General features: G+C 47.7%; 21 protein-coding genes. 14 read left to right on the forward strand and 7 right to left on the reverse strand.

Annotation, left to right across the window (positions count from 1 at the left end):
• Positions 1-46 precede the first annotated feature (46 nt).
• Genes dxs through xseB form a run of 3 tightly spaced genes read right to left on the reverse strand, consistent with a single transcriptional unit; the run spans position 47 to position 3,084 of the window.
• On the reverse strand, positions 47-1,912 hold the full coding sequence (dxs, locus tag C4S60_RS05005; protein ID WP_103879234.1) for a 1-deoxy-D-xylulose-5-phosphate synthase: 1,866 nt from the start codon (positions 1,910-1,912) through the stop codon (positions 47-49).
• Positions 1,913-1,936: 24 nt separating this feature from the next.
• Positions 1,937-2,821: a (2E,6E)-farnesyl diphosphate synthase gene (ispA, locus tag C4S60_RS05010; protein WP_103879235.1), complete on the reverse strand. Its 885-nt coding sequence runs from the start codon at positions 2,819-2,821 to the stop codon at positions 1,937-1,939.
• Between the two features lie 20 nt (positions 2,822-2,841).
• Positions 2,842-3,084: an exodeoxyribonuclease VII small subunit gene (gene xseB / locus C4S60_RS05015; protein WP_103879236.1), complete on the reverse strand. Its 243-nt coding sequence runs from the start codon at positions 3,082-3,084 to the stop codon at positions 2,842-2,844.
• A gap of 347 nt (positions 3,085-3,431) precedes the next feature.
• On the opposite strand from xseB, the gene pomA reads away from it, so the two are divergent.
• The 3 genes from pomA (at position 3,432) to thiI (ending at position 6,888) form a co-directional block, all read left to right on the forward strand.
• Entirely contained in the window at positions 3,432-4,196 is a 765-nt protein-coding gene (gene pomA, locus C4S60_RS05020) for a flagellar motor protein PomA (RefSeq protein ID WP_103879237.1), read from the forward strand.
• A 39-nt stretch (positions 4,197-4,235) separates the two neighbouring features.
• Entirely contained in the window at positions 4,236-5,171 is a 936-nt protein-coding gene (locus C4S60_RS05025; RefSeq protein ID WP_103879238.1) for a flagellar motor protein MotB, read from the forward strand.
• Between the two features lie 268 nt (positions 5,172-5,439).
• Positions 5,440-6,888: a tRNA uracil 4-sulfurtransferase ThiI gene (thiI, locus tag C4S60_RS05030; protein WP_103879239.1), complete on the forward strand. Its 1,449-nt coding sequence runs from the start codon at positions 5,440-5,442 to the stop codon at positions 6,886-6,888.
• 51 nt (positions 6,889-6,939) lie between these two features.
• Here the strand turns inward: thiI and C4S60_RS05035 are convergent, their stop codons facing one another.
• The gene (locus C4S60_RS05035; protein WP_103879240.1) at positions 6,940-7,716 is read right to left on the reverse strand and encodes a DUF1853 family protein; all 777 of its coding nucleotides are present in this window, start codon (positions 7,714-7,716) and stop codon (positions 6,940-6,942) included.
• 84 nt (positions 7,717-7,800) lie between these two features.
• On the opposite strand from C4S60_RS05035, the gene C4S60_RS05040 reads away from it, so the two are divergent.
• Complete coding sequence (locus C4S60_RS05040) at positions 7,801-8,559, forward strand: Nif3-like dinuclear metal center hexameric protein (RefSeq protein WP_103879241.1); 759 nt, start codon at positions 7,801-7,803, stop codon at positions 8,557-8,559.
• 78 nt (positions 8,560-8,637) lie between these two features.
• Here the strand turns inward: C4S60_RS05040 and C4S60_RS05045 are convergent, their stop codons facing one another.
• On the reverse strand, positions 8,638-9,927 hold the full coding sequence (locus C4S60_RS05045; RefSeq protein WP_103879242.1) for a citrate synthase: 1,290 nt from the start codon (positions 9,925-9,927) through the stop codon (positions 8,638-8,640).
• 394 nt (positions 9,928-10,321) lie between these two features.
• On the opposite strand from C4S60_RS05045, the gene sdhC reads away from it, so the two are divergent.
• From sdhC to sucD, 8 genes are all read left to right on the forward strand, one after another.
• The gene (gene sdhC, locus C4S60_RS05050; RefSeq protein ID WP_103879243.1) at positions 10,322-10,714 is read left to right on the forward strand and encodes a succinate dehydrogenase cytochrome b556 subunit; all 393 of its coding nucleotides are present in this window, start codon (positions 10,322-10,324) and stop codon (positions 10,712-10,714) included.
• A complete protein-coding gene (gene sdhD, locus C4S60_RS05055) occupies positions 10,708-11,055 on the forward strand; it encodes a succinate dehydrogenase, hydrophobic membrane anchor protein (protein ID WP_103879244.1) in 348 nt (115 codons plus the stop codon). Before sdhC ends, sdhD begins: the two co-directional genes overlap by 7 nt.
• Positions 11,056-12,822 (forward strand): succinate dehydrogenase flavoprotein subunit, encoded by a 1,767-nt coding sequence (sdhA, locus tag C4S60_RS05060; RefSeq protein WP_103879245.1) that lies wholly within the window; start codon positions 11,056-11,058, stop codon positions 12,820-12,822.
• Positions 12,823-12,837: 15 nt separating this feature from the next.
• Positions 12,838-13,548, forward strand: coding sequence for a succinate dehydrogenase iron-sulfur subunit (locus C4S60_RS05065; protein WP_103879246.1), 711 nt, complete (start codon positions 12,838-12,840; stop codon positions 13,546-13,548).
• A gap of 98 nt (positions 13,549-13,646) precedes the next feature.
• Positions 13,647-16,454 (forward strand): 2-oxoglutarate dehydrogenase E1 component, encoded by a 2,808-nt coding sequence (gene sucA, locus C4S60_RS05070; RefSeq protein WP_103879247.1) that lies wholly within the window; start codon positions 13,647-13,649, stop codon positions 16,452-16,454.
• 28 nt (positions 16,455-16,482) lie between these two features.
• Positions 16,483-17,688: a 2-oxoglutarate dehydrogenase complex dihydrolipoyllysine-residue succinyltransferase gene (gene odhB / locus C4S60_RS05075; RefSeq protein WP_103879248.1), complete on the forward strand. Its 1,206-nt coding sequence runs from the start codon at positions 16,483-16,485 to the stop codon at positions 17,686-17,688.
• 185 nt (positions 17,689-17,873) lie between these two features.
• Positions 17,874-19,040 carry an ADP-forming succinate--CoA ligase subunit beta gene (sucC, locus tag C4S60_RS05080; protein ID WP_042476405.1) on the forward strand — a complete coding sequence of 389 codons (1,167 nt, stop codon included), beginning with the start codon at positions 17,874-17,876 and terminating at the stop codon, positions 19,038-19,040.
• A complete protein-coding gene (sucD, locus tag C4S60_RS05085) occupies positions 19,040-19,912 on the forward strand; it encodes a succinate--CoA ligase subunit alpha (RefSeq protein WP_103879249.1) in 873 nt (290 codons plus the stop codon). The genes sucC and sucD overlap by 1 nt, the downstream gene beginning before the upstream one ends.
• Positions 19,913-19,968: 56 nt before the next feature.
• Here the strand turns inward: sucD and znuB are convergent, their stop codons facing one another.
• Positions 19,969-20,754, reverse strand: coding sequence for a zinc ABC transporter permease subunit ZnuB (gene znuB, locus C4S60_RS05090; RefSeq protein WP_103879281.1), 786 nt, complete (start codon positions 20,752-20,754; stop codon positions 19,969-19,971).
• Positions 20,747-21,535 carry a zinc ABC transporter ATP-binding protein ZnuC gene (znuC, locus tag C4S60_RS05095; RefSeq protein ID WP_103879250.1) on the reverse strand — a complete coding sequence of 263 codons (789 nt, stop codon included), beginning with the start codon at positions 21,533-21,535 and terminating at the stop codon, positions 20,747-20,749. The genes znuB and znuC overlap by 8 nt, the downstream gene beginning before the upstream one ends.
• 81 nt (positions 21,536-21,616) lie before the next feature.
• On the opposite strand from znuC, the gene znuA reads away from it, so the two are divergent.
• Together znuA and C4S60_RS05105 are read left to right on the forward strand one after the other, a co-directional pair.
• A complete protein-coding gene (znuA, locus tag C4S60_RS05100) occupies positions 21,617-22,504 on the forward strand; it encodes a zinc ABC transporter substrate-binding protein ZnuA (RefSeq protein ID WP_103879251.1) in 888 nt (295 codons plus the stop codon).
• A 308-nt stretch (positions 22,505-22,812) separates the two neighbouring features.
• Positions 22,813-26,154: an AraC family transcriptional regulator gene (locus C4S60_RS05105; protein WP_103879252.1), complete on the forward strand. Its 3,342-nt coding sequence runs from the start codon at positions 22,813-22,815 to the stop codon at positions 26,152-26,154.
• Positions 26,155-26,183 lie beyond the last annotated feature (29 nt).

The raw sequence follows: 26,183 nt of genomic DNA on the forward strand, positions 1-26,183 counted from the left end.
GCAATAAAAAAGGCGACCATAGGTCGCCTTTTGGGTTTTAAAACCGTTACTTCGCAAGGTATTCGCGAATGGATTGCTCAATGCCGGCTGCGTCTAAGCCGAGCTCGACGTGCAGTTCATCTTGTGTGCCTTGAGCAATAAAGTGATCAGGAAGCCCCAAGTTGAGCACTGGCTTCATGAGCTTCTCACTCATCATATATTCGATAACGCCAGCACCTGCGCCCCCTGCAATGGCATTTTCTTCGACAGTGACAATGACTTCATGGTTGTCGCATAGCTCTTTGATTAACGCTTTATCCAAAGGTTTAACAAAGCGCATATCCGCCACCGTTGCATTCAGGCTTTCGGCCGCAATCAAAGCATTGTCAAGGAAGGTGCCAAAAGACAAAATAGCTACGCGTTCGCCCTGGCGCACTATTCGACCCTTACCCAACTCCAGAGCGGTGAACTCAGATTCTGCTACCGTACCATTGCCGCTGCCACGAGGGTAGCGAACCGCACTAGGTCCATTGTGCATGTGACCGGTGTACAGCATTTGACGACATTCATTCTCATCACTCGGTGCCATGATCACCATATTTGGAATGCAGCGCATGAAGCTGAGGTCAAATGCCCCCTGGTGCGTCTGTCCGTCAGCACCGACAAGACCAGCACGGTCAATGGCGAACATGACGGGTAGATCCATGATGGCAACATCGTGAATCAGTTGGTCGTAACCACGTTGCAGGAACGTGGAATAAATCGCTACGATGGGACGATTGCCTGCAATGGCCATACCTGTAGCCAGAGTGACGGCATGCTGCTCGGCGATGGCAACGTCAAAATACTGGTCAGGAAACTCTTTCGAGAAGCGAACCATTCCTGAGCCTTCACGCATCGCCGGGGTAATGGCCATAAGCGAAGGGTCTTTTGCCGCCATATCACACAGGAAGTCACCAAAAATCTTCGAGTAGGTCGGTTGGCTGGAGCTACTTTTTGGCAGACTTGAATGTGAAGGATCAAATTTCGGCACGCCATGGTAACCGATAGGGTCTTTCTCTGCTGGCTCATAACCTTTGCCTTTTTTGGTCATGATATGCAGGAACTGCGGCCCTTTCAGCTCACGCATGTTCTTAAGCGTTTTCACCAGTTCGTTGACATCGTGTCCATCGACAGGACCGATGTAGTTAAAGCCCAGCTCCTCAAACAAAGTTCCCGGTACAATCATACCCTTGAGGTGCTCCTCGGTACGTTTAACCAGTTCCTTGATCGGAGGAAGACCAGACAGCGCTTTTTTGCCTCCTTCACGAATTGACGTGTATAGGCTGCCAGAAAGCACTTGTGCCAGGTGGTTGTTCAGAGCTCCCACGTTTTCTGAAATCGACATTTCATTATCGTTCAGAATAACCAGCATGTCCGGGTGAACATCTCCGGCGTGGTTGAGTGCCTCAAAGGCCATACCGGCGGTGATAGCACCATCGCCGATCACACTGACCACCTTGCGATCTCTGCCCTCTTTGGCTGCAGAGATGGCAAGGCCGAGTCCGGCACTGATGGAAGTGGAAGAGTGACCGACTGATAATACGTCGTACTCGCTCTCCTCGCGCCACGGGAAGGGATGGAGACCATCCTTCTGACGAATGCTGGGCATCTGTTCGCGACGACCAGTCAGAATTTTGTGAGGATAAGCCTGATGGCCAACATCCCAGATCAGTTGGTCGAACGGCGTGTTATACACATAGTGCAGGGCTACCGTCAGTTCTACGGTGCCAAGTCCAGAAGCCAGGTGTCCACTCGACTGGCTCACTGAATTTAACAAATACGTCCTTAGCTCTTCACACAGCTTTGGAAGCGATTCTTTCGGCATGAGTCGAAGCTCTTCCGGCGTATTTGCTAAGGTCAGTGTTGGATACTTTGAAATATCAAGTGTCATAGTTCTACAGCGCTTTTATATTGTTTAGTTGTTGCGCTCGATGACATATCGGGCGAAATCTTCGAGTAATTGAGTATTGTAGGGGATCGCATCCAAAGCACAAAGGGCTTCTTCAAAAAGCTGTTTTGCTTTTTGTTGAGCGCCTTCCAATCCGAGCAGAGCCGGATAGGTACTCTTGTTAAGTTCAACATCAGAACCCTGAGGCTTTCCTAACGTTTCGGTATCACTGATGATATCTAGAATGTCATCCTGAACCTGGAACGCAAGGCCAATGGCATCGGCATACTTTTCCAGATGAGGCAGTTGAGCTACCCCTTTGTCACCAGCAGCCAGCGCGCCGAGTTGTACCGCACAACGTATCAGTGCACCGGTTTTATGGCGGTGGATTTGCTCCAATTCCTGCAAGCCGACATTGCGGTTTTCCGCTTCGAGGTCGAGGGCCTGGCCAATACACATGCCAGCGGCTCCGGAGGCATGTGCCAGCTTCTGCACCATTTTAATACGTTGACATTCAGCAAAAGGTGCTAATTTGCCTTCCGATAAGATGGTGAATGCCAGCGTTTGTAGCGCATCGCCTGTCAGAATGGCGGTGGCTTCATCAAACTCAATGTGGCAGGTGGCTTTACCACGGCGTAACTCGTCGTCATCCATGGCTGGCAAATCGTCGTGGATCAGCGAATAGGCATGGATGCATTCAATAGCGGCGGCAGGGGTGTCGAGCTGTTCTAGTGTGCAATCGAAAATATGTCCGGTTGCGTAGACTAAGAATGGGCGAGCACGCTTGCCACCAAGCAGTAGAGCGTAGCGCATGGCTTCCGTTAGCCGCTGTTGTTGGAATGGATAAAGGTCTAGCCAAGCGTCCAGTTGCTCGTTGTTGCGCTTTTGATAAGACTTTAAAGCCTCAATCATTGGGTTACTCACTTTTGATATTATTCAGGCTGCTGCGAGAAGTCTTGTAGTTCTGCGTTGTCGTCCTTAGCAAGAAGGATACTGACTTTTTGTTCTGCTTCTGTCAGCTTCTGTTGGCCTGCACGAGCGAGTGCAATGCCACGTTCAAATTTTTTCAACGCCTCGTCCAGTGCAAGGTCGCCGTTTTCCAATTGTTCGACAAGCGTATCAAGCTCATCCACTGTCGCTTCAAACGACATGTTCTCTGGTTTTTTGGTCGCCATAATTTGCTTGTTTTGTCAGAAATGATCGAACGTTACATGAGCCTTAACCGATGGTCAAACTAATGGTACCAAAAATGTAACCAAGATGCTTCTGGCGAAGCGACTCTGATAAAAAAGTAGTCAACCTGATTGGTATCTCATCTTAGGAACGCCTTGTTTTTAAATGTGTTCAGAGAGCGTCTTCGCCACATTGCGGTGCTTAATACCAATTTTGTGATTTTATGGTCATAAATTACTTAAAGATATGGTCAGGTGGTCGATAACCTGAATATAACGCGATAGACTCGTGCGGATCTGACGATTCGTCGAGCAGTAGTTAAGACGTCAATTCAAATACGGAGTGTTGAGTGGATTTAGCAACGCTGATAGGCCTCATAGGTGGGGCTGCTTCAATCATAATGGCAATGATACTGGGTGGCAGTATCATGACGTACTACGATACAACTTCGGTGTTCATCGTTATCGGTGGCTCGACGTTTGTAGTGTTAATGAAGTTCACACTCGGACAGTTTTTCAGTGCAACCAAAATTGCCGGAAAGGCGTTCATGTTCAAAGCTGATGAACCTGAAGATTTGATTGCAAAAATCGTTGAAATGGCAGATGCGGCGCGTAAAGGTGGTTTTCTTGCTTTAGAAGAAATGGACATTCAAAACAGCTTCATGCAGAAAGGCATTGATTTGCTGGTGGATGGCCATGATGCTGAGGTGGTTCGCAATGCGATGCAAAAAGACATTGCTCTAACTGATGAGCGTCATGTTAAAGGGGCTGGTGTATTTAAAGCGTTCGGAGACGTATCGCCAGCGATGGGGATGATCGGTACCCTGATTGGCCTGGTAGCCATGCTTTCCAACATGGATGACCCAAAATCCATTGGTCCGGCCATGGCAGTCGCACTTTTAACCACGCTGTACGGTGCAATCTTATCCAATATGCTGTTCTTCCCGATTGCCGATAAGCTGACTCTGCGACGTGAGCAGGAGAAACTGAACCGTCGTTTGATCATGGATGGTGTATTAGCGATTCAGGATGGTCAGAACCCGCGTGTCATTGATGGTTACCTGAAGAACTATCTCAATGAGAGTAAACGTGCTTTCGATCTCGATGGTGAGTAGTATGGCTAGCATTGTGTATCGCTGGGTTTAGGAGGCGCTGTGGAAGAAGAACAAAAATGTGACTGTCCACCTCCGGGTCTTCCTCAGTGGATGGGAACCTTCGCAGACTTGATGTCGCTGCTAATGTGCTTTTTCGTATTGCTGTTGTCGTTTTCCGAGATGGACGTACTTAAGTTCAAGCAGATAGCCGGTTCGATGAAGTTTGCATTTGGTGTTCAGAACCGACTTGAAGTAAAGGATATTCCTAAGGGAACCAGTATCATTGCGCAGGAGTTCCGCCCTGGACGCCCTGAGCCCACGCCCATCGATGTCATTATGCAACAGACCATTGATATCACTCAGCAAACGCTGGAGTTTCATGAAGGTGACTCAGACCGTGCTGGAGGCAATCAGCGTGATGATGGCAAGATCACTGGCGGTCAAACGGCAGACCGTTCGCAAAAGAACCAGATAGGCACTGCGTCGTCAGACAGTGAACAAGTCAACGAAAATCTGGAAAAGCTGGAAGAAATCATCAAGAAAGCACTGCAACAGGAAATTCAGCAAGGGGCCGTTGAAGTTGAAAATCTTGGTCAGCAATTGGTCATTCGAATTCAGGAAAAAGGGGCATTCCCGGAAGGCTCTGCTTTCCTACAGCCTAAGTTCCGACCTTTGGTACGCCAGGTTGCTGATCTGGTGAAAGATATTCCAGGACAAGTACGGGTATCAGGGCATACCGATAATTTGCCTCTGGACTCGGAATTGTATCGTTCTAACTGGGACCTGTCGTCCCAAAGAGCGGTGTCTGTGGCTCAGGAGATGGAAAAAGTTAAAGGCTTTTCTCATCAGCGACTGAGGGTTCTGGGGGTTGCAGATACAGAACCGTTGGGACCGAATGACACCGACCGTCAGCGCGCGCGTAATCGCCGGGTTGAAATCAGTATTATGCAGGGTGAACCCGTCTATACCGATGAAGTGTCCGCAGACGGGCAATAGGTGTAACCCTTCTTCAGCAAATAACAAATTAAGCGCCATAGCATTGCTGTGGCGTTTTTTTAACTCCCAACCGCAGACGTCAATCGCTTACCCCGGGTCAGCACTCGCATCTTCTTTAGGTTGAGTATATACTTGCGCCCCTGATGAAACATCGCTCAGTCGAGTCGACCAATGGCCACTCGGATTCGAGCGATTTTGTACTACAGTTGATATTAGTTTCCCTATACTGTCGCGCTCAGACAGCATTGCAACGAGATGTGAAAAGACTATGAGATTTATCGTAAAGCCCCATCCAGAGATTTTTGTTAAAAGTGAATCAGTGCGTAAGCGCTTTACAAAAATCCTAGAGTGCAACCTGCGAATCATTATCCAGCGCCGCACAGAATCGGTAGCGGTGTATAACCGTCGTGATCACATTGAAGTGAATGCTAACTCCGATGAGTTTTACAGCGAAGTGTTGGAGATTCTGAGTCACACTCCGGGCATTCATCATGTGCTTGAAGTTCAGCAGTCTGACTTTGAAGACATGCATGATATATACGAGCAAGTTCTGGATCTTAACCGTAGCCGCATCGAAAACAAGACCTTTGTTGTGCGTGCCAAACGTCGCGGTAAGCATGATTTTACCTCGATTGAGCTGGAACGTTATGTGGGTGGTGGTCTGAATCAGGCGGTAGAAAGCGCACGCGTGAAGCTGTCTAACCCAGACGTTACCGTGAACATTGAAGTGGCCAATGACAAGCTTAATCAAGTCATTGCGCGTCACAAAGGTTTGGGTGGTTTCCCTCTGGGGACGCAAGAAGATGTACTGAGCCTCATCTCTGGCGGTTTCGACTCTGGTGTGTCGAGCTACCTTCACATTAAACGCGGTTCAAAAACGCATTACTGTTTCTTTAATCTTGGTGGCCCGGCTCATGAGATTGGGGTCAAGCAGGTTGCTCACTATCTTTGGAACAAGTACGGCTCTTCGGCCAAGGTGAAGTTTATCTCGGTAGACTTTGAACCGGTTGTTGCTGAGATCCTTGAGAAAGTTGAAGACGGCCAAATGGGCGTTATCCTTAAGCGCATGTTTATGCGCGCTGGTGGTATGCTTGCTGAAAAGTTCGGCATTGAAGCGCTAGTGACAGGTGAAGCGCTAGGCCAGGTGTCCAGTCAGACATTAACCAACCTTCGCCATATCGACGGTGTAACGGATACACTGATCCTACGTCCTCTTATCAACTGGGACAAAGAAGACATTATTGATCTTGCCCGCGAAATCGGTACTGAAGATTTCGCCAAAACCATGCCAGAGTATTGCGGTGTGATTTCTCGCAAGCCAACGGTTAAGGCTGTCAAGGCCAAGCTAGAAGCGGAAGAAGAAAAGTTTGATTTCTCCATTCTGGAGCAGGTCGTTCGTGATTCTCGCATGATGGACATTCGTGACATCGAGAAAGAGAGTCAGGAGCAGGCACCAGACGTAGAGCAGGTTGAAGCTGTTGAAGAGCATGCGATTGTCTTGGATATCCGCAGTGCCGAGGAAGAGGAAGAGAGCCCGCTAGAAATTGACGGTGTTGAAGTGAAGCACCTGCCTTTCTTTAAGCTGGGTACTAAGTTTGGCGACTTGGATCAGTCAAAGACTTACCTTTTGTACTGTGACCGAGGTGTGATGAGCCGTTTGCAGGCACTGTATCTGCAGGAACAGGGTTACAGCAATGTGAAGGTGTATCGCCCTTAACGGATTATTCTGACTATAAAGGTGTCCAATGGACACCTTTTTTATTGCCTGCTACATGCTGCTTTGTGGCCAGTCGTCAGGAACGACAAACCAAAACTGTCCACTTTGAGACTGGCAATGGATAAAATGAGATGGTAGCGCCGTCACGGGGCTGTAGGCGCCACGCGTGTCCCCGATATGGCCAATCGCCCATAGGGGCTTGGTGAGTGGATAGAGGGGCTCTGTGATGCGATGAAACTGGGACTGATAGCACCAATAACCAGTAATGCGCTGTGGATTGATATCTAGGCCTAAGCAGTGGGTGGGCGTTTTTTCTTGGTCAAACGGGTTGATATACAGTCGGCCTTGCATCAACAGATGTTGGGAAGGGCTGACGATATCAGGGAACTGAGCCTTGAACGCGGGGGTATCAGACATCTTTAGCTGATGCTCAAGCATGCGGTTCACTTTCTTATCTAGCCTATCTTTTGCATTCGGCCCATACCAAAGCCCATCTTTCAGCAAATAGAACTTAATCGCTACCTCCCAGTGTTCGAGCTGTTGCTGGTCTGGCTTTTCGATAAGGAAGTCGATAGCACCCAAGGTGCGTCCATCATGTTGCAGTTGTATCTCTTCAGCAAAGACGCTATGGCTATCGCTTTGCTCGAACAAACGTCGACACAGCTCCTGATAAAGAAAGCCAAGCCTAGGGTTGCCTAGGTACTCAGAATAGTCCTGTGAGCTTGAGCGACTGGATGCCTTGGGGAAACCTTTAGCGACGCTCGTATGCCCCGTGACGAGGCTCTGGCTTTCGCTTATCCAAGTAATAAAATCCTTGATGGTTTGCATAGTGTATTCTTTACGTTTTCCTTTCGACATTGCTAGAGTAAATTGCTATAACCACGGAAATCAAGAATTTGCTCAGGAAGTGCCATGAATAACCTAAAGCTTGAAGCTATCCTCAATGAAAAACTCTCACCGCAACTGATTAAAGATTACAGTCCAAATGGACTTCAAGTCGAAGGTGCGAGTGACATCAAAAAAGTGATTACCGGTGTCACCGCATCACAAGCGCTTATTGATTACGCTGTGAGTGTCAGAGCGGATGCCGTATTAGTCCATCATGGTTACTTCTGGAAAGGTGAGCCTGAGCCGATTCGAGGGATGAAAGGTAAGCGTATTCGTACCCTGATTAAAAACGATTTAAACCTGTTTGGTTATCATCTTCCCCTTGATATTCATCCAGAGCTGGGCAACAACGCGAAACTGGCCGAGCTTCTGGACATTGAAGTGATTGACGGCCTGGAGGGGCATCCACAATCTGTTGCGATGTTCGGCAAATTGTTAAAGCCTGTGACAGGGACAGAATTTGCGCATAAGATCGCCAAGGCTCTAGATCGCGAACCTTTACATATTGCACCAGAAAATGCCGATAAGCTGATTGAAACAGTGGGTTGGTGTACTGGTGGTGGTCAGGATTATATTGAATTAGCCGCTTCAAAAGGGCTAGATGCGTTTATTTCGGGCGAGGTGTCTGAGCGCACTACCTATACCGCTCGTGAAATGGGTATTCACTACTTTGCAGCCGGACATCATGCTACGGAGCGTTATGGCATTAAAGCACTGGGCGAATGGCTGGCTGAGGCCCACGGTCTAGATGTGGAATTTAAGGATATTGATAATCCGGTTTAGTCCATTTAAATACGAGTGTCGTGATGAAAAAAAGAGCAGCCCAGGCTGCTCTTTTGCTTTGTGATGTTGTGTTTATCGTTATTCGCGTTCGTGTAGCGGTTTGAAGTCACGCATCTCTTTACCAGTGTATAGCTGACGCGGACGACCGATACGGTTATCTGGATCGCTGTGCATTTCGTTCCAGTGTGCAATCCAGCCCACGGTACGAGACATAGCGAAGATAACGGTAAACATAGACACAGGGATACCGATCGCTTTAAGGATGATACCTGAGTAGAAGTCTACGTTTGGATACAGCTTCTTCTCAACGAAGTACTCATCAGAAAGAGCAATACGCTCAAGCTCCATCGCCACATCCAACAGCGGATCTTCAATGTTAAGCTCTTTAAGTACGTCGTGACACGCTTCGCGCATAACCGTGGCTCGCGGGTCATAGTTTTTGTAAACACGGTGACCAAAGCCCATTAGGCGGAACGGGTCATCTTTGTCTTTCGCACGCTCGATGTACTCTGGGATCTTATCGACAGAGCCAATCTCTTCTAACATATGCAAACAGGCTTCGTTTGCGCCGCCGTGTGCAGGGCCCCATAGAGAAGCGATGCCCGCTGCGATACAGGCAAATGGGTTAGCGCCCGATGAACCAGCAAGTCGAACCGTAGAGGTCGATGCATTCTGTTCGTGGTCTGCGTGTAGTGTGAAGATCTTATCCATTGCACGTGCAACGATTGGGTTGACTTCGTATTCTTCACATGGGTTTGCAAACATCATGTGTAAGAAGTTTTCTGCGTAGGTCAGATCATTACGAGGGTAAATGAAAGGTTGACCAACAGAATACTTGTAACACATTGCCGCTAGAGTCGGCATTTTCGAAATCAGACGATACGCCGCAATTTCACGGTGTGTGTCGTTGTTGATATCCAGAGAATCGTGGTAGAAGGCGGCCAGAGCGCCGACAACACCACACATAACGGCCATTGGGTGAGCGTCGCGACGGAAACCGTGGAAGAAGCTCGCAATTTGCTCGTGCACCATAGTATGGCGTGTGACGATTTGTTTGAAGTTTTCGTATTCTTCGCGTGTCGGGGTTTCACCAACGAGAAGAATGTAGCACACTTCAAGGTAGTCTGCGTTATTCGCTAATTGATCGATTGGGAAACCGCGGTGTAACAGCACACCTTTTCCGCCGTCGATGTAAGTGATTTGAGATTCACAGGATGCAGTGGCAAGAAACCCCGGGTCAAATGTGAAGTAACCATTGGCTCCGAGTTTACGAACGTCGACTACTTCAGGTCCCATAGACCCTTCCATAATCGGCAGCTCGATTGGCGCTTGACCTTCAATATGAAGGGTCGCTTTCTTATCTGCCATAACAATCTCCTTTGTTTATTATTTAATCCGTCCAGGATGTTTGTGTGCCAATTTTTTACTTTGCTTCGTGCTCAAAGTCAATTTTTATACGGTTTTGTGTGCACTTGTTATGATTTTTTATAGAAAAATGGTTAAAAATCTGTTCTGTGTAGCATATTTTGTTACATCAATTGTATTAGAATGTTGCCAACCGTATAGTTGCGGTGAAATTGTTGGTCAAAACCTTATAAATTCAAGGGTACAAACCGAAGTGAGGTCGATTTGGGCCCTTGTTTGTTAACATTATTGTTACAATCTTCTCCCTTGTAACACGAAAATATTGTTAACTTTATGTTAACTTTTGAGGCTTACAGACCAAAAATTATTCATAACAATAAATGCTCAATGGAGCTGAGTGAGCAAGCCCGTGAAAGAAAGAAAGTCCAGACCTGTTAATTTAGATTTGCAGACAATTCGCTTTCCGATCACTGCAATCGCATCCATCCTGCACCGTGTGTCAGGTGTGATTACGTTTGTATCGATCGGTATTCTCCTTTGGTTACTAGCCAAGTCACTCTCGTCCCCAATTGGGTTCGCAGAGGCTGTCGACATCGTCGACGGTTTTTTTGTGAAGTTCATTTTATGGGGCATTTTGACAGCGTTGGCGTACCACATCGTCGGTGGTGTACGTCATTTAATTATGGACCTAGGTTACTTTGAAGAGCTCGAATCGGGCGCGAAGAGTGCCAAGGTTGCCTTCATTGTGACAGGTATCCTGTCTCTGCTGGCTGGAGTATTGGTATGGTAAACAACGTTTCAACATTTGGTCGTAATGGTGTTCACGATTTTCTACTGATTCGTGCAACTGCCATCATTATGACGCTATACACGATTTATCTCGTGAGCTTCTGCGCCTTCGCAGGGGATATTTCCTACGTATCATGGACCAACTTCTTTGGTGGCACATTCACTAAAGTCTTCACCATGCTGGCATTAGCTTCAGTGCTTATCCATGCCTGGATCGGTCTATGGCAAGTTCTTACAGACTACATCAAATTTGCCAAGCTTCGTGGTGCGCTGCAGTTGACATTTATCGCAGTGCTTCTTGGCTATTTCTTCTCTGGTTTCTTTATTCTGTGGGGTGCGTAAGTGTCTATTCCAGTTCGTGAGTTTGATGCCGTAGTAATCGGCGCTGGTGGTGCAGGTATGCGTGCTGCACTACAAATTTCGGAACAAGGCCTGTCATGTGCTTTGTTGTCTAAGGTTTTTCCTACTCGTTCACATACTGTTTCTGCTCAGGGTGGTATCACAGTAGCGTTGGGTAACTCGCATAAAGATGATTGGCAGTGGCATATGTATGACACTGTAAAGGGTTCTGATTACATCGGTGACCAGAATGCGATCGAATACATGTGTAAGAATGGTCCTAAGTCTGTCATTGAACTAGAGAAAATGGGTCTACCTTTTTCTCGTTTTGACAACGGTACAATTTATCAACGTCCTTTCGGTGGCCAGTCTAAAGAGTTTGGTGGTGAGCAGGCTGCGCGTACAGCAGCGGCCGCTGACCGTACCGGTCACGCTCTGCTTCATACTCTGTATCAACAAAACATTAAACATAAGACCACCATCTTCTCCGAGTGGTATGCACTTGATCTGGTTAAAAACCAGGATGGCGCGATCTTAGGTTGTACTGCGCTTTGTATGGAAACTGGTGAGATTTGTTACTTCAAATCGAAAGCAACCATCCTGGCGACAGGCGGTGCAGGTCGTATCTACGCATCGACCACCAATGCACACATCAATACTGGTGATGGTGTAGGTATGGCACTGCGTGCTGGCGTTCCAATGCAAGACATGGAAATGTGGCAGTTCCACCCGACAGGCATAGCAGGCGCGGGTGTTCTGGTTACAGAAGGTTGTCGTGGTGAGGGTGGTTACCTACTGAATAAAGACGGTGAACGTTTCATGGAACGTTATGCGCCTAACGCGAAAGACCTTGCTGGTCGTGACGTTGTTGCGCGTTCTATGATGATTGAAATTCGTGAAGGTCGTGGCTGTGACGGTCCGTGGGGTCCACATATCAAGCTGAAGCTGGATCACCTGGGTAAAGACGTGCTTGAATCACGCCTACCGGGTATTTGCGAACTTTCTCGCACGTTTGCACACGTTGATCCGGTTAAAGAGCCAATCCCAGTTATCCCTACCTGCCACTACATGATGGGTGGTGTTCCAACTCAGGTGTCTGGTCAGGCGATTAAACAGGATGCTTCTGGGAACGATCTAGAAGTTCAAGGCCTATTTGCATGTGGTGAAATCGCTTCTGTATCAGTTCACGGTGCGAACCGTCTTGGTGGTAATTCACTGCTTGACCTGGTGGTATTTGGCCGAGCAACAGGTCTTCACCTTGGTGAAACCTTGGCCGCGCAAACAGAAGCTCGTCCAGCAACTGAGTCGGATATTGAAGCGTCACTGGCACGTACTATGCGCTGGGAAAACAGCACATCAGGTGAAGATCCGGTGCAAATCCGCAAGGACCTGCAAACCTGTATGCAGAACAGCTTCTCTGTATTCCGTGAAGGTGATGCGATGGCAACCGGTCTGGAAGAGCTTAAAGTCATTCGTGAACGCCTTAAAGAAGCCCATTTGGCAGATAAGTCGACAGAGTTCAATACCCAGCGTGTTGAGTGTCTGGAACTAGACAATCTGATGGAAACGGCGTTCTCAACAGCAGTAGCCGCGAATTACCGTACTGAAAGTCGCGGAGCTCATGCTCGATTTGATTTCCCTGAGCGTGACGATGATAACTGGCTATGCCACTCAATCTATAACCCGGAAACTGAACAAATGGCGAAACGTGATGTCAACATGACACCGGTTCACCGTGAAGCTTTCCCACCAAAAGCACGTACGTACTAAAGGGAGGACACGACTATGAAACTTAATTTCTCTCTTTATCGCTACAACCCAGATGTTGATAACAAACCTTACATGAAGGATTACATCCTGGAGGTGGAAGAAGGCTCAGACATGATGGTGCTGGATGCGCTTATCCTGCTGAAAGAGCAAGATCCGACGATCGCTTTCCGTCGATCATGCCGCGAGGGGGTTTGCGGCTCTGATGGATTGAACATGAATGGTAAGAATGGTCTGGCCTGTATTACACCATTATCTGCTCTTGAAGGTGATAAGATAATTATTCGTCCGCTACCGGGCCTTCCGGTGGTTCGAGACTTGATTGTCGACATGACTCAGTTTTATGATAACTACGCGAAAGTTAAGCCGTTTCTTATTTCGGATGGCAATTTGCCACCTTCGCGTGAAAATCTGCAAATGCCGGAAGAACGCGCGCATCTGGATGGCCTATACGAGTGCATTATGTGCGCTTGTTGTACCACATCATGTCCGTCTTTCTGGTGGAATCCGGATAAATTCATCGGACCAGCAGGTCTTCTTGCCGCGTATCGCTGGCTGATTGACAGTCGTGATACCGCAACGGATGAACGCTTATCAAATCTTGATGATGCATTTAGCGTTTTCCGTTGTCACGGCATCATGAACTGTGTCAGTGTATGTCCTAAAGGACTCAACCCGACGAAAGCGATTGGCCACATTAAGTCAATGCTTGTGAATCGTTCGGTGTAATAGATAAAAAATTGCCGGCTCAACCAGCAGGGCGAGCCGGCTACTAATAGCTCGGCGTAGACCGATGCATACGTGAAAACTACTGGTTAAGGGAAAATATGCACAATGGTGTGATGAAGGCATGGCTCGAGTCTTCACACTTGGCAGGCGCCAATGCAACGTACGTAGAGGATCTCTACGAACTGTATCTAAGTGATCCCGATCAGGTAAGTGAGGAGTGGAGACGTGTATTTGATGGGTTGCCAACGCAGCCTGATGTGGCAGAACAGCCGCACTCACGTGTCCGTGATTACTTCCGACGACTCGCTCAAGAAACAAAGCATTCAAGTGTTCAAGTAAGTGACCCCGAGGTCGATGCTAAACAAGTAAAAGTGTTGCAGCTTATCAATGCTTACCGCTTCCGCGGACATCAGGCTGCAAACCTGGACCCTCTGGGTCTTTGGAAACGTCCGACCGTTGATGAATTGGAGCCTGAATTCCATTCACTAACCGAAGACGATTTGGATGAGACGTTCAATGTCGGTTCTTTTGCCATTGGGCAAGAAAGCATGACACTTCGTGATCTTCATAAGGCGCTGCAAAAAACCTATTGTGGCTCCGTTGGTGCAGAATACATGCACATGACCAACACAGCTCAGAAGCGTTGGATTCAGCAACGTCTTGAGTCGGTGGTAGGTCAACCCTCCTTTGATATCGAACACAAACACACTTTTTTAGAAGAACTGACAGCTGCAGAAGGGCTAGAGCGTTATTTGGGCGCTAAATTCCCTGGCGCTAAGCGCTTCTCGCTAGAAGGTGGTGACGCTCTGATTCCGATGACCAAAGAACTGATTCGTCATGCTGGTAGTAAAGGCATGCGTGAAGTGGTTATCGGTATGGCGCACCGTGGTCGTTTAAACATGCTGGTTAACGTTCTGGGTAAGAAGCCACAGGATTTGTTTGACGAGTTTGCGGGTAAACACGACGAAACATGGGGAACGGGCGATGTAAAATATCATCAGGGCTTCTCTGCAGATTTCGCAACGCCGGGTGGAGACGTGCATTTAGCATTGGCATTCAACCCGTCTCACCTGGAAATCGTCAACCCTGTGGTTATCGGGTCAGTACGTGCTCGTCAGGATCGTTTGGGCGATAAAGACGGAAGTATGGTGTTGCCTATTACCATCCACGGTGACTCGGCGATTGCGGGTCAAGGGGTAGTAGCTGAGACCTTCAACATGTCTCAGGCGCGTGGCTTCAAAGTCGGAGGTACGGTTCGTATCGTGGTGAATAACCAGGTCGGTTTCACAACATCGAACCCACGCGATACGCGTTCAACCATGTACTGTACCGACATCGCGAAGATGGTTCAGGCACCGATTTTCCATGTGAATTCGGATGACCCAGAAGCGGTCGCGTTTGTCACTCAAATTGCCCTGGACTTCCGTAACGAGTTCGGCAAAGACGTAGTGATCGACTTGGTGTGCTATCGTCGTCATGGTCACAACGAGGCGGACGAGCCTAACGCAACTCAGCCTTTGATGTACCAGAAAATCAAGAAGCATCCGACACCGCGTAAACTGTATGCTGATGTTCTGATTGAACGTGAAGAAAGCGACATTGAAACGGCTACCCAAATGATCAACGAATACCGTGATGCATTGGATCGCGGTGAGGTTGTGTGTAAAGAGTGGCGACCAATGGCCCTGCACTCTGTTGACTGGTCACCTTATCTAGGTCGTGACTGGGACGAAGAGTGGGCGAGTCAGGTCGAACATGAGCGTTTGGTAGGTCTGGGTCAAAGACTGGGCCAATATCCGGACAGTCACAAGCTTCAAAGTCGAGTTAACAAGCTATACAACGATCGTGCAGCCATGATGAGTGGTGAGAAGATGATCGACTGGGGTATGGCTGAAACGCTGGCTTATGCCACCTTGCTTGATGACGGCAAGCGCATTCGTATATCAGGTCAGGATTCTGGCCGTGGTACCTTCTTCCACCGCCATTCGGTACTGCACAATCAGGAAGACGCGAGTACGTACATTCCGTTGTGCAACATTCATGACAAACAGGGACCATTCCAGGTATTTGACTCTGTATTGTCCGAAGAAGCGGTACTGGCATTTGAGTATGGCTACGCAACTGCAGAGCCTAGTGGGCTGACAATTTGGGAAGCCCAGTTCGGTGACTTTGCCAACGGCGCACAAGTCGTTATCGATCAGTTTATTTCTTCAGGTGAGCAAAAGTGGGGGCGTCTATGCGGCCTGACTATGTTGCTACCACATGGCTACGAAGGTCAGGGTCCAGAGCACTCTTCTGCCCGTCTGGAGCGTTACCTACAACTTTGCGCTGAGCAGAATATGCAGGTTGTTATTCCTTCAACGCCAGCTCAGGTTTATCACATGATTCGTAGGCAGGTCGTTCGCCCAATGCGTCGCCCACTTATCGTGATGTCACCAAAGTCGCTTCTAAGGCACCCTCTGTGTGTGTCTAGCATCGAAGATCTGACCGAAGGCACATTTGAGCCTGCAATCGGTGAGATTGACGAGATGAAGCCTGAAAACGTCAAACGTGTTGTGTTCTGTTCCGGCAAGGTCTATTTCGACCTGTTGGAACAGCGTCGTAACAACGACCAGGATGACGTAGCGATTGTACGTATTGAGCAACTCTATCCATTCCCGCTAGAGGATGTGAAGGCGAAGATTGCTCCGTATATCAATGTACAAGACTTTGTGTGGTGCCAGGAAGAGCCTCAAAACCAAGGTGCATGGTATTCAAGTCAGCACAACTTCCGCGCAGCTATCCCTGCCGGAACAGATTTGAAATACGCAGGTCGTCCTGCCTCAGCTTCACCTGCGGTCGGCTACATGTCGGTACACTTGAAACAACAGAAAGCGTTAATTTCTGACGCGTTGACCCTAGATTAAGAACTAGAAGTAAAAGGAAGAAACAGATATGACAATTGAAATTCTGGTTCCAGACTTACCTGAATCAGTTGCAGATGCGACAGTTGCAACTTGGCACAAGAAACCAGGCGAAGCGGTAGCGCGTGATGAAGTTATCGTGGACATAGAAACAGACAAAGTTGTGTTAGAAGTACCGGCTCCAGAAGAAGGTGTACTTGAAGAAATCATCGAGGAAGAGGGAACAACAGTACTCTCTAAGCAGTTGATTGCCAAGCTGAAACCTGGTGCGGTAGCGGGCGAACCTACAACGGATACCACAGATTCTACACAAGCCTCTCCTGACAAGCGTCACAAGGCTTCTCTAACCGAAGAGTCTAACGATGCGTTGAGTCCGGCGGTTCGTCGCTTGCTGGCTGAAAACGATCTGACAGCCGCTGATGTCAAAGGCACTGGCGTAGGTGGTCGCATCACTCGTGAAGATATTGAAGCGCACCTTGCAGCTGCGAAAGAAGCACCTAAGACAGAGGTTGAAGCTCCGGTAGCGCCTGTCCTGGCTCGTAGCCAAAAACGTGTACCTATGACTCGCTTACGTAAGCGTGTAGCTGAACGTCTGCTGGAAGCGAAGAACAGTACAGCGATGCTGACAACGTTCAATGAAGTGAACATGAAACCTATCATGGACCTTCGTAAGCAATACAAAGACCAGTTCGAAGAGCGTCACGGTACACGTTTGGGCTTCATGTCGTTCTATGTGAAAGCGGTGACAGAAGCACTGAAGCGTTATCCAGAAGTGAACGCGTCAATCGATGGCGATGATATCGTTTATCACAACTATTTCGACATCAGCATGGCGGTGTCTACGCCTCGCGGTCTGGTGACACCAGTCCTTAAAGATTGCGATACGTTAGGCTTTGCAGATATCGAAAAAGGCATTAAGGAATTAGCGATCAAAGGTCGTGATGGCAAACTCACCGTTGAAGAATTGACGGGGGGCAACTTCACTATCACTAATGGTGGCGTGTTCGGCTCACTAATGTCTACACCTATCATCAACCCACCGCAAGCGGCTATCTTGGGTATGCACAAGATCCAGGAACGTCCAATGGCGGTAGATGGCAAAGTGGAAATCTTGCCAATGATGTATCTGGCTCTTTCTTATGACCACCGTCTGATTGATGGCCGTGAGTCTGTTGGCTTCTTGGTGACTATCAAGGAACTACTGGAAGATCCTGCACGCTTGCTACTGGATGTGTAATCAAGCGTTATTTTTTATTTTGGATGCATAGACGTCCAAAATAAATGGAGCTAGACTAGCTCAACGTCTAGCTCCTTAGTAAGCCCTAAGAGGCGACTCTAACGAGTACTCCTACAGACGTATTACCGACATTCGGTATATGGAAATAAAAAATCCCTCAGGGATATAACAAATGGAATCGCACAATGAATTTGCATGAATATCAAGCCAAACAGCTGTTTGCAGAATTCGGATTGCCTGTACCAGAAGGCTACGCATGTGACACCCCACAAGAAGCGTTCGAAGCCGCTGGTCGTATCAGTACTGAAAAGAAAGTAGTTAAATGTCAGGTTCACGCTGGTGGCCGCGGTAAAGCGGGCGGCGTGGAACTTCACGACACCAAAGATGGTGTAAAAGAATTTGCTCAGAAGTGGCTAGGTAAAAACCTGGTGACTTACCAAACTGACGCGAATGGTCAACCCGTTACAAAGATCCTGGTTGAGGAAGCATCTAACATCGCCAATGAGCTGTACCTTGGTGCAGTTGTTGACCGCGCAACACGTCGCATCGTGTTTATGGCATCAACAGAAGGTGGTGTTGAGATTGAAAAAGTAGCGGAAGAAACGCCTGAACTGATTCATAAAGCAGCAATCGACCCGCTAGTTGGCCCACAGGCATACCAAGGCCGTGAGCTGGCGTTCAAGCTAGGTCTTGAAGGCGATCAAATTAAGCAGTTTGTAAAAATCTTCATGGGTCTAGGCAACATGTTTGCTCAGTATGACCTTGCTCTACTAGAGATCAACCCGCTAGTGATTACAGGCGAAGGCAATCTTTTATGTCTTGATGGTAAAATTAACATCGATTCAAACGCACTCTACCGCCAGCCTAAACTTCGTGAAATGCATGATCCGTCGCAAGAAGATGAGCGTGAAGCGCATGCTGCACAGTGGGAGCTGAACTACGTAGCACTTGATGGCAACATCGGCTGTATGGTTAATGGTGCCGGTCTGGCGATGGGGACGATGGATATCGTCAACCTTCACGGCGGCCAGCCAGCAAACTTCCTTGATGTAGGTGGCGGCGCAACCAAAGAGCGTGTAACAGAAGCGTTTAAGATCATTCTATCGGATAGCAACGTGAAAGCCGTACTGGTTAATATCTTCGGTGGTATCGTGCGTTGTGATCTTATTGCTGATGGCATCATTGGTGCGGTTGAAGAAGTTGGTGTAGAAGTGCCAGTTGTGGTTCGTCTAGAAGGTAACAATGCACCTCTAGGCTCGCAAAAACTCGCGGAAAGCGGTCTGAATATCATTGCTGCAAGCTCGCTAACAGAAGCAGCGGAAAAAGTAGTTGCTGCAGCGGAGGGCAAATAATGTCTGTACTAATTAATAAAGATACAAAAGTTATCTGCCAAGGCTTCACTGGTGGTCAAGGTACGTTCCACTCCGAGCAAGCTATCGCTTACGGCACACAGATGGTCGGCGGTGTTTCTCCAGGTAAAGGCGGTCAAACGCACCTAGGTTTACCGGTATTTAATACGGTACGCGAAGCGGTCGAAGTAACGGGTGCTACAGCATCGGTTATCTATGTACCAGCACCGTTCTGTAAAGATGCGATTCTTGAAGCGATTGATGCAGGTATCAAGCTAATCGTTACTATTACAGAAGGTATTCCCACGCTGGATCTTCTGGACGTTAAAGTGCGTCTGGATGAAGCAGGTGTGGTGATGATCGGTCCAAACTGTCCAGGTGTTATCACTCCTGATGAGTGTAAGATCGGTATCATGCCAGGTCATATCCACAAGAAAGGTAAAGTGGGTATCGTATCTCGTTCAGGGACTCTGACATACGAAGCGGTTAAGCAAACGACAGACGAAGGCTTTGGTCAGTCTACGTGTGTTGGTATTGGTGGTGACCCAATCCCGGGCTCTAACTTTATTGATATTCTGAAGCTGTTCGAGCAGGATCCTGAGACAGAAGCGATTGTAATGATCGGTGAGATCGGCGGTACAGCGGAAGAAGAAGCTGCGGCGTTTATTAAAGACAACGTCACTAAGCCGGTCGTTTCTTACATTGCAGGTGTAACCGCGCCTCCAGGTAAGCGTATGGGTCACGCTGGCGCGATTATCTCTGGTGGTAAAGGTACGGCTGAAGACAAGTTTGCAGCGCTTGAAGCCGCTGGGGTGAAAACAGTGAAAAGCCTTGCTGACATCGGTAAAGGTCTACGAGAAATTACTGGTTGGTAATTACTTACTAATGAAAAAAGCTCCAGCCTTAGGCTGGAGCTTTTTTTTGCGTATTGTTAATCTCGAGATGGGACTAATTGTGCGAGCAGGAAGAATGCAGCGGCGCTGATGACCACAGAAGGTCCCGCTGGCGTATCGTAAAACCAGGATAAACTCAGCCCACAGAAGACGGCGACTATGCCGATTCCTGACGCCGTCAGTGCCATTTGCTCTGGTGTGACAGTAAATTTACGTGCTGTGGCGGCAGGAATGATCAACAGTGAAGTCATGATCAGAGCTCCGACAAACTTCATACCGATAGCAATGACCAGGCCAACCATGAGCATTATGATGAGGCGCATTAAGTCGACATTTACCCCTTCTACCGCTGCGAGATCTTCATTTACTGTGGTCGATAGCAGGGGGCGCCAGAATATGAACAGTAATGCGCCTATCAAAGCCACCCCGGCATAGATATAGATCAGGTCAGTCGGAGAGACCGCCAATAAATCACCAAACAGGTAGCTCATTAAGTCAACACGGATATTATCGAGAAAACTCACTGCCACCAAACCAAGAGATAAAGCACTGTGGGCAAGGATGCCCAGCAATGTATCGGTCGCTACCAATTTCTGTTTCTGCAAGGTAACGAGCACAACCGCCAGTGCCATACAGCAAATCACCAGTGCCAGATAGAGGTTGATATCAAACAGAAAGCCCAGAGCCAGTCCCATCAACGAAGCGTGGGCGAGCGTATCACCAAAGTAGGCCATGCGGCGCCAGACGACGAATGAACCAAGTGGTCCGGCAATCAGCGCGATTCCGATACCAGCGACAAAAGAAGGAAGCAAAAATTCAATCATGATGGGCATGTCCATGGTCGTGGTGAGCGCATTGCGCGGCGTCTCCGTTAACCGGTTCACCAGACAAATCATGATGATGATGGCTGTGCTGGTGTTGGTAAAATGCAAGAGTCTCTTTGGTAGCACTGCCAAACAGGGCGATATAAGACGGATGTTGAGTAATGGTCTGCGGACTGCCCTGACAGCAAATATGATGATGAAGACAAATAACATCATCTGATTTTGCCATCACTAAGTGAAGATCGTGAGATACCATAAACACGGCACAACCGAAGCGATGACGCAAGGTATCAATCAGTTCATACAGATCGATTTGACCCTGAACATCAACCCCTTGTGCCGGCTCATCAAGAACCAATAAATCGGGTCGCTGTAGCAATGCCCGGGCTAACAGAACTCGCTGATTCTCACCCCCGGAAAGCTGATGCATGTTACTTTTCATCAGATGTTCAGCGCCGACTAACTTAAGTGCATCCTGCCGTTCCTGAGCACTGTATTTACCAGCAAGTGCCAGAAAGCGTTCCACATTTAACGGTAATGTATCGTTCAGTTTTAATTTTTGCGGGACATAACCTATCTTCAGGCTTTTTGAACGCTTGATTTGTCCCTGAAAGCGCTTTTGCAGTCCAAGTAACACTTTGACTAACGTCGATTTTCCGGCACCGTTCGGGCCGATAAGGGTAAGGATCTGCCCTTTATTTATCGTCAGGCTGATGTTATCGAGCACACGGCGTTTGCTGAACTCGACAGAGACACTGTCAAGTTTGATCAATTCGGTCATGAATAGAACTCATTTGCAATTGCTTATTGTTATAATGTAACATCTCAGGCCATCACTCGCTAGTAAACAATTTGAGGTCATATGCGTCGTTACATTCCAATTCTGGCACTTAGTACACTGCTTCCAATGAAATCGCAAGCCTTTGAAGTATTAAACAGTATAAAACCGTTTGAAATGATCTCTAATGAACTGATCCTTGAAGGACAAAGTACCTCATCATTGTTGAATGCAAACGCTTCGCCTCACGACTACGCGCTGAAGCCATCCGACATAAAGAAATTGCGCAGCAGTGAGTTGATCATCTGGTTTGGGCATGATTTGGAGAGTTTTCTGGAAAAGCCGTTAGAAGGTAATCCTAACGTCCTGACCGTTCAACAGATTGAAGGTCTGGATCTGCGTGAGTATGGTGAAGAAGACGGTCATGATCATGGCCATGAAGGTCACAATCACGGCAGTTATGATCCTCACATCTGGCTTGGTCCAGAGCAGACTCGTCAGGTCGCCAGAGCGATCTCATACAAATTGAGTGAGTTGGATCCAGCCAATAAAGCGGCATATGCCGATAAATTAACTGAGTTTGAGTCGAAGCTGGATAGCACGTTAGCTACGATTAAGGCTGAACTGAAGCCAATAACGTCAGAGGGGTATTATGTTTTTCATGATGCCTATGGTTATTTTGAACGCCATTTTGGCCTGAGTAATTTGGGGCACTTTACCGTCAGCCCAGAGCGTAAGCCCGGTGCAAAAACACTGATTTCTATCAAAACCACTCTTCGAGAGCAGCAGGTCAAATGTGTGTTTGCAGAACCTCAATACACTCCAGCGGTGATTGAATCGGTAACAAGAGGCACGGGTACTTCGATTGGGACACTTGACCCACTAGGTACGGATATCGACATTCAGCCCGGCAGTTATTTTACATTCCTGCAGTCCATATCTGGCAGTTTCACCGCGTGTCTTGCTCAGTAAGTGAGCTATGCCAGATAAATCTGATGGCATCGTTGTCAGCTTAGGGAAATTGTGCGCTTTTTGATAAATCCATCGGAAAGCGTGTGATCAACTCGCCATTTACATGCGTTGAGTCACACAATTTCCTTTCTATGCCCGGGTAAATCCATTAAATTGTACATAATTATCGATGCAAATTAACTGGTTTTACATTGAGTCACTGCCATCAGGATCCTATTACAAAACTGACGCTTCATTATCGAAGAGAGTGCCGCCTGACTTACACTTTCTTGAGGGGCATAGTTGCCTTAATTTATAAGGTATGCCTGTTGTCTGCTTTGGCCATCTTCTCACTCCCCGGTTTGGCTTCTGAGTTACCCCCCATCTTTTATCCTTTAAAACTGCAGTCCGAAGGACAGTTTCTGGCAGCAAAGCAACTTTTCTCAGGAGAGGAGGGAGGTTTGTGGTCGATTGATGTTCATAACCGAGTCCGCTTCTTCGATGGCCACAACTTTACCGAACTGAATGACGCCCCATTTGACAGTCAGTTGGTTACATTTACTCAGGGGAAATTCTGGTACGCCAAAGCCAATAAAGTGTATTCCAGGCAAGCATTAGGTAAATCAAAGCTAGTGTATCAGGCTGAAATTACACGAGATATCCAGAAAATAGATAGTCATGAGAATAAAATCTGGTTTACTGACCAGGACTATTTCTATGCCTTTGACGAACAACTGGGACAGGTACTTAAACTCGAACAATCGGAGTTCGAACGTTTTTATAGTGGTGCGGCAATAAACATACGAGCGGCAATTGAAGTTGACGGAGAGTGGTGGTTGGGGACAAGCATTGGTTTGTTTAAATGGGATGGTGTCAGACTGGCTCAAGTCGTCACCCAGCACACAGGACAAGTAACCCGACTGTTTTACTCCACCGATGACCAAACCCTGTTAATTGGTTATACCGACGGCGTTGAAACCTATTCTTTTGTTTCTGAACAAGGCCGGTACTATCAAGCCGAACACTCCCACGTACTCACGTTAGAGCAATCGAGTAAACACTATTGGGTTGGCACTGAGCACGGTTTGTTTCTAGTAGATAAAGCAACACAGCATATTGATAAAGCGGCCTTTAACGAGAATGATGATTTTGGGTTAGCGGGAGAGAAAATCTACTCTCTTGTTGCAGATGAGATGTCCGGTATGTGGATAGCCACAGACAATGGGGTGCGTTACTTCTCTGAGTATAACGAATTGTTCCGCCGTTCGTCTGTGTCGGTGGAAGACGACATTAACCGTCTGGAGGCGAAACTTGAGGTAGTCGCTAACCCTCTTGGTGGCTACTGGGTTATTACTCCAACCGCCTTGTACTCGGTTGATGGGGCAGGTGTGTCGACTTTGGTTTTTTGGGGGAAAGTATCGTCGCTTGCTCAGCACGAAAAGTTACTTTGGCTTGCAACGGACAGAGGATTATTGCAACTGGATTTAGCTCGCTATCGGGTCACGACACTTCGTCAGGAGGTAGACCGCCTTCCTACTCACGTTGACCACATAGCGGTCGGTACAGATGCAACCCTCTGGTTAAGCAACGGTTCTCGTCTCATGACCATGAATATTGAGACTCAGACAGTAAAAGACTTTGGGGTAGACTGGGCCATAAGTGAACACTTACCTGCAAAAATAACCGAAATTGATGTGGTGAGCGAACGATTGACGGTGGTCGGTACCGATCACGGTCTTTATCTCATTGAACAAGGTCAAAGTCGATTTGTTCGTCAGAGTGAGCCCTTCGGAAGTGTTATAGAGATTTCATCGTCCAACAACGGGGTTTGGGTGGCCAGTGGTTACGGAGCATTTTCACTATCGCTCAATGATCTGTCTTTTCAAGCTCTGCCCTTGTATCAGGATAACATTCGGCCGATATGCATTACTCGCAGTGAGGATGCGACCTGGTTAGTGACTTCGGTTGGCATCACCGCCTACCAGCAACAAGGGAATATTGTTCAGCATATCAGTGCTCCCTATGGTGTTATTAACAATGAGTTTATTAATGGAAGTTGCAGCTACAGCCCGGTGAGCGGGGATGTGATTTTAGGTTCTCGCTATGGCATTGTCGAATTCGATGCTCGTTATTTGCAGAACCTGCAATTACCACAGGCATCGGTACTCGTTTCTAAGGTGGCTGTGAATAATTCTGCCGTTCGACTGGCTGATCTAACTGAGCGTATGCCAAAAATAGAATATGGTGACTCCATTTCACTACAGCTCAGCTTGTGGCCCGCAATTCAGGGCAGCACGCTCATTTATCGAAGTAATGGTTCTGAGTGGAAAGGATTGACCGGGCGGCAGCTCAATATTGATAAGCCTAATCCGGGTGAGCATCGCCTTGAAATAGCCGTCTCTGGTCAGCAGAGCAATGGTGTTTATCGAGTCTTTGAGTTTAAGGTTCTGACACCATGGTATATGACCCGTTGGTTTTATGCATTGCTGCTGATGGTGTTTGTTGTCTCAACGGCGAGCTTCATTTATTGGCGGTCACGAAGAATTCAAGCCATGAACGCGGTATTGAAAACTCAAGTAGCACTCAAAACGGAACAGTTACAGCATCAAAGTCGCGTATTGGTGGGGAATAACCAGCAGTTGAGAAAGGCGTTCAAAATACGTCAATCGGTATTGCGGGAACTGACCGAGCAAGCTCTTAGTCATTCACACCAATTTCGCCTTGAAAACGCCAGTGTTATGGTTAGATCAGCCGAGAAGACTGACAGTCTGAATAAGGTCCGAGCTATCTTTGATGAGTCAGGGCAGAGATCGAGTATCTGTCCGGTTGCCAACGTTTTGAAGTTTACTTTGTCAGCGTGGAAAAAAGAGCTGGATAGTTATGGGATTCATGTTGAGCTTAACATGCAGGCTCAGCATGACCACGTTATTGTTGATGCTTGTAATCTGGATATTATCTTTAACACGATTTTAGCCAATGCAATGAGGCGTCTGGTTCGGGGACAATCTCTGAGTATTACCCTTGATGATGACGGCACCAAATTATCCGTTACATTTGAAGACAGCGGTTTACCGTTACCAAACATGAGTGACAGTCACAATGACCTGACGGGTGAAACTGCGGTCAATCAGTTGGATTTTAGTCCCAGCAGCCTGCCCTATCATATTCATAATTCAGGTGGTGAGTTAAGGCCGGTTGAGCGTTCGGGCCAAAATCGAATTGTGATTCGCTGGATCTTGTCCGGTGCGATCGACGAACCGACAACAGTATTACCTTCATCAGACAACCGCAAGAACGAAACGTTAACGGTTCCTGCGGTGACCGAAACCAGAAGGGAAAAATATGAAAGCTGGAAACATCAAGTCACCCAATTGGTAGCCGAACAATACAGTGACCCAGACTTCAGCACTGCGGTAGTGTCCCGATCACTGTTTATCTCTGAACGTAGCTTTCAGCGTCGTTTTAAATCTTTGTTTAGTATCACCTTTACTGATTATCTCACCGACGTCAGAATGGAAAAGGCCTGTGAGATGTTGCTTCAGGGAGAGAAAGTGGCAGAGGTAGCGTTTGCGTGCGGGTTTAATGATCCCTCGTACTTCTCTCAGCGTTTCAAGCTCTATTTTGGCTTACCTCCATCAAAGTTTGCCATAATGGATGGCGCTGACGCATAACCATCGATTCTCTCAGGCCTGAGTTCCTG

The sequence above is a fragment of the Vibrio hangzhouensis genome (assembly GCF_900107935.1).
Taxonomy (GTDB): domain Bacteria; phylum Pseudomonadota; class Gammaproteobacteria; order Enterobacterales; family Vibrionaceae; genus Vibrio; species Vibrio hangzhouensis.